This is a genomic window from Micromonospora qiuiae (genome assembly GCF_016863555.1).
GTDB lineage: Bacteria > Actinomycetota > Actinomycetes > Mycobacteriales > Micromonosporaceae > Micromonospora > Micromonospora qiuiae.
In genome coordinates, this window is sequence record NZ_BOPC01000018.1 from 1 (window position 1) to 15,333 (window position 15,333).

Genomic DNA, 15,333 nt, shown 5'->3' on the forward strand with positions numbered 1-15,333 from the left:
AATGCTGTCCTTGTCTGCTGAGGCGAGGCTGGCTGGAAACGGCTGGCCGGCGGTTTGTCGACACGTCACAGGGAGTCGCGCGGGACGTAGACGCCCCACACGTCACGCAGGGCATGGCTGACTTCGCCGACCGTGGCTCGCTGGCGCAGCGCCTCGCGCATCGGCACGAGGACGTTGTCGCGGCCCGACGCCGCGGCGCGCAGCTCATCCAGGGCCCGCCCGACCGCGTCATTGTCACGCTCCGCGCGGAGCGCCGCGAGGCGTTCGCGCTGGTCGATCTCGATCTGGGGGTCGACCCGCAGCGGCTCGTACGGCTCCTCCTCGTCCAGGGCGAACCGGTTCACCCCCACCACCGTCCGCTCGCCGTGGTCGATCTGGAGCGCGGTCTGGTAGGCCGAGCGTTCGATCTCGCTCTTCTGGAAGCCCTGCTCGATCGCGGCCACGGCGCCGCCGCGGTCCTCGACAGCTTGGATGAGCTCCACCGTGGCCGCCTCCACGTCGTCGGTCATCGCCTCGATGACGTAGGAGCCGGCGAACGGGTCGACCGTCTTGGTGACGTCCGTCTCGTACGCGATGACCTGCTGGGTGCGCAGTGCCAGGCGGGCGGCCTTCTCCGTCGGAAGTGCGATGGCCTCGTCGTAGGAGTTCGTGTGCAGACTCTGCGTTCCGCCCAGCACCGCCCCGAGTCCCTGCAACGCCACCCGCACCAGGTTGACCTCGGGCTGCTGGGCCGTCAGCTGCACGCCGGCGGTCTGGGTGTGGAAGCGCAGCATCTGGCTTTTGGGGTTCTTCGCCCCGAACTCCTCCCGCATGATGCGTGCCCAGATCCGCCGCGCCGCGCGGAACTTCGCCACCTCCTCCAGCAGCGTGGTCCGGGCGACGAAGAAGAACGACAGCCGCGGGGCGAAATCGTCGACGTCGAGCCCGGCCGCGATCGCCGCGCGGACGTACTCCTTGGCGTTGGCCAGCGTGAAGGCGATCTCCTGCACCGGCGTGGCCCCCGCCTCGGCCATGTGGTAGCCGGAGATGGAGATCGTGTTCCAGCGCGGGATTTCCTTCCGGCAGTAGGCGAAGATGTCGCTGATGAGCCGCAGGGACTCCTTGGGCGGGTAGATGTAGGTGCCCCGGGCGATGTACTCCTTGAGCACATCGTTCTGGATCGTGCCCGTGAGCTGGTGCCCCATGATGCCCTGCTCGGCGGCGACCAGTTGGTAGAGCAACAGCAGGGCCGAAGCCGGCGCGTTGATGGTCATCGAGGTGCTGACCTTGCCCAACGGCAGGCCGCGAAACAATGTCCGCATGTCATCGAGGGAGTCGATGCCCACCCCGACCTTGCCCACCTCGCCATGCGCGATCGGCTCGTCGGAGTCGTAGCCCATCTGCGTCGGCAGGTCGAAGGCCACGGACAGGCCGCCGGTGCCCGCCTTGACCAGTTGGTGGTAGCGCTCGTTGGACTCCTTGGCCGTGCCGAATCCCGCGTACTGCCGCATCGTCCACGGCCTGCCGGTGTACATCGTCGGGTAGACGCCGCGGGTGAAGGGGAATTCTCCTGGCGCGCCCAGCTTGGCCTTCGGATCGAAGCCCTGCAGCGACGATTCGTCGTAGACCACATCGATGGAAAGGCCGGATTCGCTATGGGCTGGCGGGGGCACAGACATGCCGAGACTCTACTGGCACTAAGTGCCAGACATCAAGCATTTGGTGTCTGTGATGTGTCACCCAATCCCGAAAGCGTGTATGGTCTCCACCATGTACCCGAACAGCCCGCTGGCGGTGCCGCCAGCAGGGGAGCCCATCCGGGAGCGACTGGCCCGGGCCGCCTTCGAACTGTTTGCGCTCCACGGGTATGAAAGCACCACCATCGATGACATCACGACGGCTGCGGGCGTCGCCCGGCGGACGTTCTTCCGGCACTTCCCTTCCAAGGAAGACGTGATCTTCCCTGATCACGACTCGGTCCTGGACCGCGTGCGTTGGTACCTCGGCGCGTCAACGAAGACCGAGCCGATCTTTGCCGTGGCCGAGGCGACCAGGCTGATCTTCGAGAGCTTCATGGCGGCGCCAGAACAGACACTCGCCCGCTACCGGCTGACGCGCGAGGTCGCGGCTCTTCGAGACCGTGAGGTCGCCAGCGTCGCCAGGTACGAGCGGGTGCTCAGTGACTACCTGCGGAGCAGGCTGCCGAACACCCATGAGGCGGCCCTCGCGGCCCATGTCGCGGCCGCGTCCTTCGTCGCCGCTCACAACCAGGTCCTCCGCGAGTGGCTGCGATCTGGGGGCACGGAGGATCCCCACCCTGCCCTGGAAGCCGCATTGACGACGATCGCCGACCTCATGGCACCGCTGATCGCGCACAGCAGCCGACAAAGCTCACCGAGCGCCGTCTGAGCCCGAAACGGGGGTGGCATGCGGCGAAGGGCCTGGCCCGACGCCCGGCGGCTCTAGGAGCCGCGCTGGGGGGCCTGTCCCCCGCAGGGCGGCGCCAGCGCCGGCGGCACGGACAGGCCGCGCAGTTCCCGGCTGGCCAACAGGTAACCGGCCTGGAAGCGGCTCTCCGACCCGAGACTGGCCATCATGTCGGCCACGTACCGGCGGCAGGTGCGTACCGACAGGCCCAGTCGTCGGGCCACCGCGGCGTCGGTCAGGCCCTCGGAGAGCAGCCGGGCGATCAGGTCCGTCAGGCCCTGCGCGATGCCGGCCTGCGCGTCCGGGCCGGTGCGGTACGGCTCGGCGGCCTGCCACAGCCGCTCGTACTGGTGGGCCATCCAACCGACCACGTCGGCGTTGCGGATCACGGCGACGGCTGGACTGTCAGGTGCCTCGATCAGCGCGGCCGTGCGGTCGAAGACGAGCAGGCGGCCGAACTCGTCGCCGATCGTGCGCACCTCGGCGCCCGCGGCGCGCACCCGATCCAGGTGTGCTCGGACGCCGGCATGGAGGCGGGCCGCGTGCTGGTGAAGCAGGCGGATGCGGACCCCGTCACGGGTCGGCATGGGGTGCCGGAGCGCGGCCTCCTCCAGCAGCCCGCCGGACCGTCCGTTGCCGGGCTGGGCGTTCAGGATCTCGTCGGTGCACGCCTCGCTCAGCTCAGCGATCAGCGCCCGGGCGGCGGCCAGCGACTCGACCCGCTGCACCGGTGCCGGCGCGGCCAGGCTCGGACGCTCGGCCTCGAAGAGCGGTACGAAGTCGCGTAGCCGGTCCCGCACGTCGTCGATCTCGGCGCGGCGGGCGCGTAGCTCGTGCTCCAGCGGACGCAGCACGTGTTCGGCGGCCTCGTGCGGGGGCACCGCGACGAAGCGGTCGCCCGACTGGTGACGCAGCAGACCGAGACCGATCAGATAGGCCACCGCGTCGTGTACCTCCATTGACGACAATCCCAATCCGCCCGATGCGTTCTGAATCACTTCGTGACGCAGCACATAGCCATAAACCATGCGTAGGTGCTCGTCCCGGGGGCGGCGTTCGTTCATAGATCCTTTGTGTTCGCTTTCCCTCTGGTTTGCGGGTAGTGCAACAAGCTGCCATGCAACTTATACCCCCGCGAGCGGGCAGACGCACCAAAGTGGAGGGTGCCAAGCTGCTATGGCTGTAACCGCGTGACGCCGGAGAGCGACCCTTTGCTCTCCGGCGTAGGTCACTTGGCAGCCCATGAAGATTGGTGGCACATGATTCTCACCGGGTCCGAGATCGCGCGAGAACGGGCCAACGGCCGCATCACGATCGAGCCGTTCACCCCGGAGCAGGTCAACCCGAACAGCTATAACTTCCGGCTCGGGAAGACTCTGCGCGTCTACCAGCAGATGCCGCTCGACGCGCGCCGGACCAACGAATTCGAAGAAATCGAGATCCCGGACGACGGGTACGTGCTGGAGCCCGGCCGGCTCTACCTCGCGCACACCATCGAGGTGCTGGGCAGCGAGCACTACGCGCCGACGTTCGCGGCCCGCTCGTCGGTGGCACGGTTGGGCCTGTTCATCAATCTCTCCGCCAGCCTGGGTGACATCGGTTACACCGGCCAGTGGACGCTCCAGCTCTACAGCATGAACCGGGTACGCGTGTACCCGGGCATCAACATCGGCCAGATGATGTGGTGGAAGCCGCGCGGCGAGATTCTGCTCTACGACGGCAAGTACCAGGGCTCGGTCGGCCCGCGATCCAGCGACATCCACGTGGACTTCGACAAGCAGTTCGCCCGGCAGCGCTTCCCCGGGCTGGGCGCCTCCATCGACGTGTCCGAGGTCGGCCCGAAGTTCGCCGAACTGGCCGCGTCCAGCTACCGGTTCCGGGTGCCCAGCGCGTTCGTGGTACCGGCCGGTGAGTTCACCAACGCCTTGACCGACGAGCAGGAAGCCGCGCTCGCCGACGCCTTCGTGGACCTGCGCGCCACCGTGGGCGCGTTCTTCGCCGACTCGGTGGCGAAGATCCAGAAGATCGGCGACGGCATCCGGCTGCCCGACGACGCCCGTAAGCTGCTGCACGCCCGGCTCGCCGAGGTGTACGGCAAGGACGCCGAGGTGCCGCTGGCAGTCCGGTCGTCCGGCCTGGACGAGGACACCGAGGCCTCCAGCCTGGCCGGAGTGCACCAGTCGATTCTGGGCGTGACCGGCGCGGACGCGGTGATCGCCGCGGTGGAGCAGTGCTGGCGGTCCTACTACGAGGCGCCCGCAGTGGCCGCCCGCATCCGGGCCGGCAACTTCGACCCGGCGCCGCGGCTCGCGGTGATCGTGCAGAAGCTGATCCAGCCCACCCTGGCCGGAGTGGCGTTCACCGGCCTTGACGGCGACGACGCGGTGACCATCGAGTACGTCGAGGGCCTGTCCGACGAGTTGGTGGCCGGGGTGGCGGTGCCGACCCGGGTCAGCTCCACCACCATCACCGATGAGACCCCGGACGCCGCGGTGCTGTGCCAGGTCGTGGAGTTGGTCGAGGAGCTGCGCCGCACCCGCGAGCAGGACGTGGACGTGGAATGGGCGGCGGATGCCGACGGCGTGCATCTGATCCAGGTACGCCCGCTGACCGCCACCCGGAACCTGACCCGCAGCAGCGCCGAGCCGCTGGTCCAGGCGTACCGCCTGTACTTCGACGAGTTGCCGGCGACGTTCCACCTGGGCGAGGTGGCCGCGGTGTACGGCAGCTACGTGGCCAAGCGCGGCCCGGCGCACCGGATGGCACACGAGAACGGCGTCAGCACCGGCGCCGGCTGGGTGCTCCAGTTCAACGGCCGCGGCCTCTGCGACCCGGCCACCGCGGCGAGGCTGCGCGAGACGTTGAGCGGTGGGTCGGACGAGTGCGTGCTCGACTTCGGTGACACCCTGCGGCAGATCGTGGTCGCCAAGGACGACGTGCTGGACAATCTCGCCGCCACCACCGGCGCGAAGGCCGACGGCACCACGTTGCAGGCCGTGCTGGTGCGCGACTTCATCCGCGGCAGGCTCGGCGTGATTTCCCGGCTGGCCGGGGACGGCGGGCTGGTCGTGGAGTACACGCCCGAGGGTCTGATGGCGCTGAACCGGGGCATCGCCGGCGGCGAGACCATCGTGGTCACCGACGTGGCGCAGGGCTTCGACGCGGACGCCAACGTCCGGATGCCGGAAAGCGGCAGGGTGCTGCGCCCGCACCTGGACCAGATCGCCCGGTTCACCGCGGCGATGCACGCCAAGTACGGCCCGGTGACCCTGGAGTGGGTGTTCGAGGGGGACCGGCTCTACTTCGTCGACTACTCGGTCCTCGGCGGGCACGACACGGTCTCGGTGGCGCACGGCGAAGTGTGCATCTCGCCCGGCACCGCCCGCGGCCCCCTGCTGCGGCTGGACGACGACGAGTTGCTGCGCCGGCTCTCCATCGGGCCCGCGGTGAGCATCGACAAGTCCCAGGACGTCAGCGAGCACGAGGGCCTGGCCCGGATCTTGGAACGGGTCAAGGCGTACGACGAGAAGCCGATCGTGGTGGCCGCCCGGCCGTACGCGGTGCTCAGCGTTCTCATCGACCACGTCGCCGGTTTCGTGTTCGACCAGGGCTCGGCCCTGGGCCATCTGGCGATCCTGCTGCGCGAGGCGGGCGTGCCGGCCGTGGCCGCCGCCGGGGTCGAGGGTGACGATGCAGTGATCAGCGATGGCGTGGTCACCACGACCGGCCGCAAGGGAGAATGAACGTGCTTTCCAATGCCGTGTCCGGCCGTACGGCCTGGCTCGTCCTCGGCGGGCTCCACCTGCTCAACGGCACCGCCCCGCTCGCCGGCACCGACCCGGTGGTACTGGTGCCGCTGCCCGCCCCGGTCGAGTCCGACTTCCCCAGCAACACCGTCGTGCTCTCCTGGGACGCGCTCGGCCCGGTCGAGCTGCTGTCGCGCACGGTGGACGGCACCCGCACCGGCACGGCGAAGGCGGACGGCACCGAGCTGTTCCCGGGCATGCTGCCGGGCGTCGCGGTGCGCGAGGCGGTGGCCGCGGTCTCCGACGCCGGTGGCCCGCTGGTCCCGCTGTTCTACGTGACCGCCGACGGCGCCCGGGCGCATGTGCACAGCCAGATCCGCTTCCTGGCCGAGGACGCCTGCTTCATCCGAATCACCCCGGAGGCGATCGCCGGTGACGTGACCGCGCTGGGCTGGCTGGCAGATGCGGTACGCCTGCACGCCGAGCAGTTCCTGTTCCTCAACAACCACCAGCGCTACTACCGCAAATGCTTCAGCGGCGAGGAGCTGGAGTACAAGTACACCCTGGCGCCGCCGGTGGACACCTGGACGTCGACCGTCGAGCTGTACGAGCGGATGCGCACCGGCACACTGCCCGGCTACGTGATGGAGTACCGCGACGAGTTCCAGGCGTGGGACTACCTCAACCACCTGTTCGAGGTGACCGGTCCGGGCGAACAGGAGCGCGGCTACGCCTCGTTCATCCCGACCACCGACGGCAAGCACCTGCTCAAGCGCAAGTGGTACGCCGAGGACACGTTCGCACGCCGGGAGAGCCACACGTACGGGCTGGATCTGGCCGACGACGGCGGGTTCGAGCGGTACATCCGCGAGGAGCTGGGGGTCCAGGCCGTCCGGCTGCCGTCGTTCCGTCGGGTCCGCTACGACATCAACTTCGAGTCGGTACGCACCGGCCACGTGTACGGCATTTTCTTCGACCACTGCAGCCTGGTCGAGGCCCGCGAGGTCACCCTCAACCAGTGCGAGCTGGAGTACCTGCGCAGCCGTACCGCGGTGGAGCCGGACGAGGCCGAGGTGCTCACCGAGCTCGCCGCTGTCGCCGAGTGGCTGGAGGCGTTCCTGCGTGAGCGCGGCCTGAACGCGGAGCGCGGCTACTACTCGAAGCGGACCTTCCTCAAGGACGCCGTGGCGGCCCGCCCCGAGCTGGCCCGGACGGTGGGCTGATGGCGGCGGTACGCGCGGTCCTGCTCGACCTGGAAGGCACCCTGTACGCCAACGAGAAAGTGATCGACGGCGCCACCGAGGCGGTCGCCGAGCTGCGGAAACTGGGTCTGGGTGTGCGTTTTTTGACCAACACCGACTCGAAGACCGCCGAGCGGATCCGCGTCGAACTGGCCGGGTACGGGCTCACGGTCGCCGCAGACGAACTCTTCACCCCGGTGGTGGCCGCGCAACGACTGCTCACCGCGGCGGGCGCCCGGACGTACGCGCTGCTCTCCCGGGAGCTGATCGGGCTGATGCCGACGGTGGCCGCCGCGGGGCCGTACACCCATGTGCTGGTCGGCGACTGCCGGGAGACGTTGAACTACGCGGCGCTGGACGAGGCGTTCCGGGCGGTCCGCGGTGGCGCGGAACTGCTCGCGTTGCAGCGCGGCCGGTACTTCAAGCGTGTCGACGGCGACCACATCGACACCGGTGCGGTGGTCGCGGCGATCGAGTACGCCTCCGGCGTCACCGCCCGGGTGCTCGGCAAGCCCGCGGAGGACTTTTTCCGGCTGGCCGCCGCGTCGCTGGGTGCGCAGGCCGCGGAGTGCGTGGTGGTCGGTGACGACGCCACCACGGACGTGGCCGGTGGCCGGGCCGCGGGCCTGCGGACCGTCCAGGTGCGCACCGGCAAGTACGCGGACCAGAGCGCCGAAGGGCTCACCGGCAACGCCGACCACGAGGTGGATTCGGTGGCCGGCCTGCCCGCGCTGCTGCGGGAGCTGACCGCCGAATGACCGTGTACTGGGTCATCTGGGACGCCGCGGCGCACTGGGTGGTCGATCGCCTGGAGCGGCAGGGCGCGCTGCCCGCAGTGAGCCGGTTGCGCACGCACGGGATGCTGGCTCCGGCACGCCCCGCGCATCCGAACTGCCAGACCCCGCCGTCGTTGGCCACCCTGTTCACCGGCACGTGGCCCGCCGAGCACGGCGTCACCGGCTACACCGTGCCGGGCGCCGGTCCGCGTGGGCTGGGCAGCCACATCAGCGGTTTCGGCCCGCAGTTCCCGGCCGTGCCGCCGGTGTGGGAGACGCTGGGTGTGCGCGGGGCGTTCGTGCACGTGCCGTGGGTCTTCGACGGCGATGACGCGGTCGGGTCGTACGTGGACGCGGCGGTGGAGGCGTACAGCCGCCGCACGGTCCGGCACGCGGTGACCGAGGTGACGCCGGGACCGGCCCGCGAGTGGCTGATCGGCCCGCACCCGGTCACCGTCGAGGCGACCGCCGACGGTGTACGCGTGAGCGCCCACGACGAGGTGACGCTCACCCCGGACGGCGGCTGGCAGCCGGTGTGGCTGACCGGCGAGCGGGTCGGCACCTGGCTGGCCTGTGTCCGGATCGGCGAGCGGCGGCTGCTGGTGCACACCGGCGTGTGGCGCCCCCGGTACGGCGGTGCGGATCAGGCGTTGCTGGACCGGATGCGCGACTGCCTGCCGTTCGCCGGTGAGGGGGTCGGCCCGTTGTACCGCGCCGAAACGTTCGGCACCCGGCTCGCCGAGGGCGGTGACGGATCGGCGGAGGAGTTCTTCCTGTCCTCCGTGGAGTGCACGATGCGCTCGTTCCGCACGGTCACCGACGCGGTGCTGGCCGGGCACGACGCCGACCTCGTGGTGATCTATTTGCCGATGACCGACGACGTCGGGCACGAGATGCTCGGCTTCTGCGACGAGCGCAGTGCGGCGTACCGGCCGGACATCGCCGACGCGATCTGGTCGCTGATCGGCCGCTGCTACCGCTGGTCGGACGAGATCCTGGGCCGGGTGCTGGACGCGGCCCGACCCGACGACACGGTCGTGCTCGGTGCGGACCACGGCATGGTCGGCAGCGCGCACCTGGTGCACCTGAACGACCAACTGGTGGCGGCCGGGTTGGCGGCCGTGGACGCGGGCGGCGAGTTGGACCCGGACCGCTCCCGGGCGTTCTACCACCCGGCCAACAACGGTGCGCTGTACGTCACCGAGGACGGCCTGATGCCCCGCGTCAAGGCGGTGCTGCGCGAACTTCCCGTACCAATGCGCTTCCTTGAGCCGGACGGTCGCCCGCTGGACGGCGACGACACCGGCGATCCGCGGGTGACGTTCGTGGCCCTGCACGACGACTACCAGCCGACGGCCGGGCTGGCCGGTGCGCCGCCGTACGTCCGGCCGCTGCGCAAGGTCGGCGCGCACGTGGTCTGGACCGGTTCGGACCGGCTGCACGCGGTCCACGCGGCGGTCGGGCCCGGCATCGCCGCCGGCTCCGCGCCCGGCGTCATCGACAACACGGCACCCGCGCGGCTCGTCTGCCGCCAGGTGACCGCTCAATCCCGTACCGATCGACGAAAGATGTCCTTCATGGGTAATCCGCCCGATTTTCCGCATGCGCTGTCGCCGGAGGAGTTGACGGCACGCCGCGCCGAGCACGTCCGGGCTTTCCTCGCCGGCCGCGACCTGGACCCGCACTGGCTGTCCGGGCTGATGCGTGAGCGGGTCGGCCCCGGCCTGCTGCTGCTCACCAGCTCACCGGTGCACGGGCTGGCCAACCCGACCAGTGACCTGGACTTCATCCGCATCCAGCAGGCCGCGATCGACGGCCCGCGGATCTCCACGAAGATCTTCCAGGACGGCCACCACCTGGAGGTGGTGAGCTTTTCCGAGGCCGAGCTGACGTCCAACCTGGACGAGCTGGAACGGCTGGCCGCGCTGCCGCCGGGCGAGACGGTGGCGGGCATCCGCGGTTGGGACAGGAAGCGTGAGCCACGCCGCAAGCAGACCGAGCGGATCGTCAACGGCGTCACGATGGACGGCGACGCGCCGTACCTCGACTGGCTGCCCGCGCTGGCCACCGTGTGGAGCCGGCAGTCGCTGCACAACGCGCTGGAACAGGCCGCGTACGCCGCGCTGGCCGAGACGGCCGGGGAGACCCGGGGGCGGGTCGGGTACGCCTACAACACGCTGGTGCACCTGATGGACGCGCTGCTGTCGTACCACGGCGACGTCTACACCACCCGCAAGTGGTACGTGCTGCGCTGGACCCGGCTGGTCGCCGACGGCTGCTGGCGCAACGACCGGGTGCAGGCGGTCGCCACCACGCTGGAGAGCCTGCGCAAGTCGGTCGCCGCCGCGCTCGAACCGTCCGCCGCGGGTCGTCCGCTGGCCGGCGAGTACGTGTCGCTCGCGCTCGACGTCGCCAGCGCCACCGGCACCGCGACCGGGGTGAAGGTGCACGCCGAGGCGGGCGGCAATCTGATGCCGTTCCTGCCGGACGCGTCGCTGCTGATCGGCAACGGCGCCGGCGTGGTGCTGCCCGGCGCTGCGTCGCTGCCGCTCACCGACGGCCCGGTCGGGCTGGCCGACCTGGCCCGGCTGGACACCCGCGCGGCCGGCACCCTGCTGCGTGCGCTGCGCGCCGGCGCCGCCCGCCTTTCCATCACGTACCGCCACGAGGAGCCGGCCGCATGACCGACACCAACCAAATGTCACCGGCCGCCGGGATCACCGCGTTCCCTTCGGTACGCGCCGGTCACGCCATGCCGAGCCAGGCAGCCGTGGAGGCGTGGGTGCAGGCCGCGTGGCTGATGCTGGCCGAGGGACGGGCGTACATCGAGGACCTGGAGGGCGGCGCCGACCAGCCGCAGATGCAGCAGGCGGCGAAGCTGCGCTTCCTCGAGCAACTCCTCGACGTGGACTACCGGCTGGCCGGCCGGCAGCCGGTGGACGACGCGCACTGCCTCGCGCTGGCGTTGGAGTACGGCATGCACGAGGTGATGGACGCGACCGGCCCGCAGTTGGCCGCGGTGTTCGGCCTGGACGAGGAGTTCGGCGGCGACACCTGCCGGGTGGACGACATCTACGTGCTGTGGGAGCGACTGCTCGATGGCTTTCCGGGCGAACTGCCGGACCGCCTGGTCGCCGAGGGGCAGCGAGACATGCTGCGCACCATGCGGGTGTGGGCCCGGCTGGCCCGGGAAGCCGGCCTGGACATCGGATTCCTCGCCTCGTCGATCAAAGCCGCCTGAGGAAGAGAGGGGGACGAGATGCCGACGATCATCGCGGAGACCCGCGTCGCCTGCCCCGCCGACCAGGTGTGGGCCGCCGTTCGGGACGTCGCCACGCTGGCCCGCAGGGCCCCGCACGTGGTGGATGTCCGGACCGACGGGGACACCAGCGTGTGGACGGTGCTGCTCAACGGCAGTGCGGTGAGCTGGGTGCAACGCGACACCGCGGGCCCGGACACCGTGCTGCGCTTCGAGCAGATCACCGGAGACCTGGAGGAGATGTCCGGTAACTGGGTGGTGGACGAGACCACCGACGGCACCCGGGTGCGCCTGGTCATCGATTTCGAACTGGGCGTCGACGGGCTCGCGCCACTGCTCGAACCCATGTGGGCCCAGTCGATGCAGGCCCACGCGGAGGCGCTGCTGCGTGCCCTGCCGGCCGGATCGGAGAACGCGTGAACCGCTACCTGAACTTCCTGCACACCACTGTCGCGTTCGACGTGGCGGACGACGCCGCGCCCGTGTTCGAGCCGGTGCAGCGCTTCTTCCGGCACCTGATGGCGGACCGGCCGGTGCGCGAGCCGACGTTCCGGATCACCGTGCTCGGCTACGACCCGGACACCGACGTGGAGCCCGCGGTCTGGGACGTCCCGCCGTCGATCGTGCGGCGCAGCAACGCGGCCGAGTTCAACTTCGACGCGCATGTGGTCACCGCGGGCGGGCGCAGGCGCTACGTGAACCGGGCCACGCTGGTGGACGCGCCGCTCGACGTGGCCACCGACAACACGTTCACCGTCCGGATCACCGAGAAGTCCACCGTGCAGATCCTCGACTTCGTCCGGGATCTGGTGATCAGGCACGAGGAGAACGCGGGCACCGTGGTCCTGCACGCGTCCGGCGTGGGCAAGGACGGCGCCGCGGTGATCATCGCGGGGGCCAAGGGCGCCGGCAAGACCACCACGCTGCTGTCCGTGCTACGCCGGCCAGGCTGGAAGTACTTCACCGGCGACAAGCTGTTCTGCACGCTGGACGACGGCCACATCACCGTCTACCCGTGGCGGGACTACCCGTACGTCGGGGTCGGCACGATCCGCTCCGACCCACGGCTGGAGAAGCTCGTCCGGGAGAACGTGGACGCGAGCATCGACTCGTACGAGCCGGGCCACAAGATCCTGATGGACCCGGACATCTTCGAGTCCTGGGTCGGCGCCGAGTTCTCCGCCGAGCCGCTGCGGCTGGCCGCACTGCTGCTGCCCGAGGTGAGGCCGGGCGAGCCGCTGACCACGTGGCGGCTGACCGACGGCAACGAGCGCTGGGCCCATCTCAACAAGATCGTTGACCGGCAGGTGGACACCACGTTCTTCACCTGGCAGTCGCACCTGGTGCCGGACTACGCGCGCTTCTACGCCTCGCTGGCCGAACTGCGTACCGCCCTGGACACCGTCGAGATGATCCGCCTGCGCGGCACCCTCGACATCGATCTGGACGTCCTGCTGTCGGAAGAGAAGGAACCCCGGTCGTGACCACCCTGCGCGTCTCCGTCGTCGGCCTGGCCGGCGCCGGCAAGTCCACCTGTGCGTTGCTGATCGCCGACTTCGCCCGCGAACAGGGCCTTTCGCACGCGGTGGTGAAGCTCGCCAAACCGCTGTACGACCTCCAGGAGCAGGTCTACCTGCGATCCGGTGCCACCCTGCCCCCAGGAGCCCAGGACCAGGTGCTGATGGAGGCGCTGGCCGACGCGATGCGTCGGATCCGGCCCACCTCGATCGTGGACGACTTCGTGGCCCGGCTGGATCGGACCACCGCCGACGTGATCGTCAACGACGACCTGCGCGACCCGCACCACGACGCCCCCGGGCTGACCAGGCGCGGTTTCCGGATCCTGCGGATCACCTGCGACGAGGACGTACGCCAGAAGCGCCTGGCCGAGCGTGGTGACCCGTCGCTGGCCGACCGCTCCACCCGGCAGATCGACCAGATCCGCCCGGACGCGATCATCGAGAACGCGGGCAGCCTGGACGAGTACCGCGCCAAGGTGCACACGCTGCTGAGGGGTTGGATGTGATCCTGAGCGGCCTGGAGATCCTGTCCGAGGTGCGGGCGGGACACATCCACATCGACGACTTCGATGTCGAACGGATCGAGCCGAACAGCTACGGTTTCCGGCTCGCCGAGGACATCCTCTGGTACACCGACGACGTCATCGACTGCTTCCGTCCGCCGGCCGCCCAGCACGTCAAGATGGGCCCCGAGGGCATGATCCTGGAACCGGAGCGCTTCTACCTGGGCGGCACCATGGAGGCGATGGGCAGTCCGCACTACGCGGCCACCCTGTACGCCTGCCGGTCCGCCTCCACATTGGGCATCTGGATCCAGTTCTCCGCCCCGCTCGGGCACAGCGGCGCGGTGTTCCCCTGGACGCTGGAGATGAAGGTAGCCCAGCCGGTCCGGGTCTATCCCGGGATGGTGATCGGCAAGATCGCGTTCTGGTCGATGCAGGGCGAACCGATCAGCTACGACGGCAAGTACTCCGGATCCGAATCCGCGGTGGTCTCCCGGCTCAGCCTGGAGGACGGCCGTGGCGTCCGTTGACCTGTTCAAGCTGATCGCCGGCCTGGTGCTGCTGCTGCTCGCGGCGCACCTGGTCGGGCGGCTCTTCGCCCGGTTCCGGCAGCCACCGGTGATCGGCGAGATCCTCGGCGGCCTGCTGCTCGGCCCGACCGTGCTCGGGCAATTCGCGCCGCAGGCGCAGCAGTGGCTCTTTCCCGCCGAGGGTCCCGCGGCGGTCGGCGTCTCGCTGATCTACCAGCTCGGCATGCTGCTGCTGATGTTCATGGCCGGCGTCGAGATGCGGACTGTCTTCTCCCGCGCGGACCGCAACACGGTCGCGGTGGTCTCCCTGGTCGGCATGGTGGTGCCGTTCGGCATCGGCCTGCTCATGGTCAAGGCGATCGACACGTCGGCCCTGGTCGGCCCGGCGAACAATGTCACCGCGCTGACCCTGACGATCGCCTGCGCGATCGCGGTCACCAGCATCCCGGTGATCGCCCGGATCATGCTGGACCTGGGCATCATCCGGTCCCGGTTCGCCCGGATGGTGCTCTCCGTGGCCGTCCTGGAGGACATCGTGCTCAACGTGATCATCTCGATCACGCTGGGCATGGTGGCCGCCCGCGGCGAGGAAGGCTTTGGCGTCGTCGCCCTGCTGGGCATCAACACGACCGTGGCGAACGCGGTCTACCACGTCGTCGTCTCGGTCGCGTTCTTCGCGGTGGCCGCGCTGATCGCGGTCTGGATCCGGCGCCGCACCGGCGACCGGCCGCCGGTGCCGCGGCCCGGCGAGGTGGCCGTCCGCCTGGTCGTGCTGCTCTGCGTGATCGCGCTCTGCGTCGTCCTCGGCGTGGCCCCGATCTTCGGCGCGTTCGTGGTCGGCCTGATGTCCGGGCGGCGCGGCAAACCGGACGACAACGACGCTCTGGTGTCCATCCGGCGCTTCTCTTCCGGCTTCTTCATCCCGATCTACTTCGCGGTCGTCGGTTTCCGGCTCGACCTGGTGCACGCGCTGGACCTGTGGTTCACCGCCGGCTTCATCCTGGTCGCCTGCGTGGCCAAGGCGGCGAGCGTCTACCTGGGCGCGCGAATGACTCACCGCTCCGAGCTGGACTCGGCGAATCTGGCGGTGGCACTCAACGCCCGCGGCGGTCCCGGCATCGTGCTCGCGACGGTGGCGTACGACGCCGGGATCGTGAACGAGTCGATGTTCACCACGCTGGTTCTCACCGCCGTCGTCACGTCGCAGTTGGCCGGCTGGGCGCTGGAGATCGCGGTCCGGCGCGGCATGCTGAAGGCCGACGGCGAGGAGGCACCCGTGTCCGCCGAGCGCAAGCCCGACGACGTGGTCGTGCGTTGACAAACCCCCCACTCTCTCGCACGGAAAGGCACTG

Annotated in this window: 13 protein-coding genes; 11 read left to right on the forward strand and 2 right to left on the reverse strand. The window is 69.9% G+C overall.

Translation table 11 applies throughout. The annotated features are described in order from the left end of the window. Window positions 1-65 precede the first annotated feature (65 nt). Window positions 66-1,658, reverse strand: coding sequence for an acyl-CoA mutase large subunit family protein (locus Vqi01_RS07455; RefSeq protein WP_204033841.1), 1,593 nt, complete (start codon window positions 1,656-1,658; stop codon window positions 66-68). 91 nt (window positions 1,659-1,749) lie between these two features. On the opposite strand from Vqi01_RS07455, the gene Vqi01_RS07460 reads away from it, so the two are divergent. Continuing rightward, a complete protein-coding gene (locus Vqi01_RS07460) occupies window positions 1,750-2,388 on the forward strand; it encodes a TetR family transcriptional regulator (RefSeq protein WP_204033842.1) in 639 nt (212 codons plus the stop codon). A 53-nt stretch (window positions 2,389-2,441) separates the two neighbouring features. On the opposite strand, the gene Vqi01_RS07465 is transcribed toward Vqi01_RS07460, so the two are convergent. Beyond that, window positions 2,442-3,365 (reverse strand): helix-turn-helix domain-containing protein, encoded by a 924-nt coding sequence (locus Vqi01_RS07465; RefSeq protein WP_204033843.1) that lies wholly within the window; start codon window positions 3,363-3,365, stop codon window positions 2,442-2,444. A gap of 300 nt (window positions 3,366-3,665) precedes the next feature. Between Vqi01_RS07465 and Vqi01_RS07470 the strand changes: the two genes are divergently transcribed. The 10 genes from Vqi01_RS07470 to Vqi01_RS07515 are packed head-to-tail and all read left to right on the forward strand — an operon-like array spanning window position 3,666 to window position 15,299. Beyond that, window positions 3,666-6,149, forward strand: a complete 2,484-nt coding sequence (locus Vqi01_RS07470) for a dCTP deaminase domain-containing protein (protein WP_204033844.1) — start codon at window positions 3,666-3,668, stop codon at window positions 6,147-6,149. Between the two features lie 2 nt (window positions 6,150-6,151). Beyond that, window positions 6,152-7,375, forward strand: coding sequence for a hypothetical protein (locus Vqi01_RS07475; protein WP_204033845.1), 1,224 nt, complete (start codon window positions 6,152-6,154; stop codon window positions 7,373-7,375). Then, window positions 7,375-8,151, forward strand: a complete 777-nt coding sequence (locus tag Vqi01_RS07480) for a TIGR01458 family HAD-type hydrolase (protein ID WP_204033846.1) — start codon at window positions 7,375-7,377, stop codon at window positions 8,149-8,151. Before Vqi01_RS07475 ends, Vqi01_RS07480 begins: the two co-directional genes overlap by 1 nt. Next, on the forward strand, window positions 8,148-10,853 hold the full coding sequence (locus Vqi01_RS07485) for a DUF6001 family protein (protein WP_204033847.1): 2,706 nt from the start codon (window positions 8,148-8,150) through the stop codon (window positions 10,851-10,853). The genes Vqi01_RS07480 and Vqi01_RS07485 overlap by 4 nt, the downstream gene beginning before the upstream one ends. Further along, window positions 10,850-11,410, forward strand: a complete 561-nt coding sequence (locus Vqi01_RS07490; protein ID WP_204033848.1) for a DUF6031 family protein — start codon at window positions 10,850-10,852, stop codon at window positions 11,408-11,410. Before Vqi01_RS07485 ends, Vqi01_RS07490 begins: the two co-directional genes overlap by 4 nt. An 18-nt stretch (window positions 11,411-11,428) precedes the next feature. After that, entirely contained in the window at window positions 11,429-11,848 is a 420-nt protein-coding gene (locus Vqi01_RS07495) for a type II toxin-antitoxin system RatA family toxin (protein WP_204033849.1), read from the forward strand. Then, window positions 11,845-12,912, forward strand: a complete 1,068-nt coding sequence (locus Vqi01_RS07500; protein WP_204033850.1) for a hypothetical protein — start codon at window positions 11,845-11,847, stop codon at window positions 12,910-12,912. Before Vqi01_RS07495 ends, Vqi01_RS07500 begins: the two co-directional genes overlap by 4 nt. Next, a complete protein-coding gene (locus tag Vqi01_RS07505) occupies window positions 12,909-13,454 on the forward strand; it encodes a hypothetical protein (RefSeq protein WP_204033851.1) in 546 nt (181 codons plus the stop codon). Before Vqi01_RS07500 ends, Vqi01_RS07505 begins: the two co-directional genes overlap by 4 nt. Further along, entirely contained in the window at window positions 13,451-13,981 is a 531-nt protein-coding gene (locus Vqi01_RS07510) for a dCTP deaminase (RefSeq protein ID WP_204033853.1), read from the forward strand. The genes Vqi01_RS07505 and Vqi01_RS07510 overlap by 4 nt, the downstream gene beginning before the upstream one ends. Continuing rightward, window positions 13,968-15,299 (forward strand): cation:proton antiporter, encoded by a 1,332-nt coding sequence (locus Vqi01_RS07515; RefSeq protein ID WP_204033854.1) that lies wholly within the window; start codon window positions 13,968-13,970, stop codon window positions 15,297-15,299. The genes Vqi01_RS07510 and Vqi01_RS07515 overlap by 14 nt, the downstream gene beginning before the upstream one ends. Window positions 15,300-15,333: the final 34 nt, after the last annotated feature.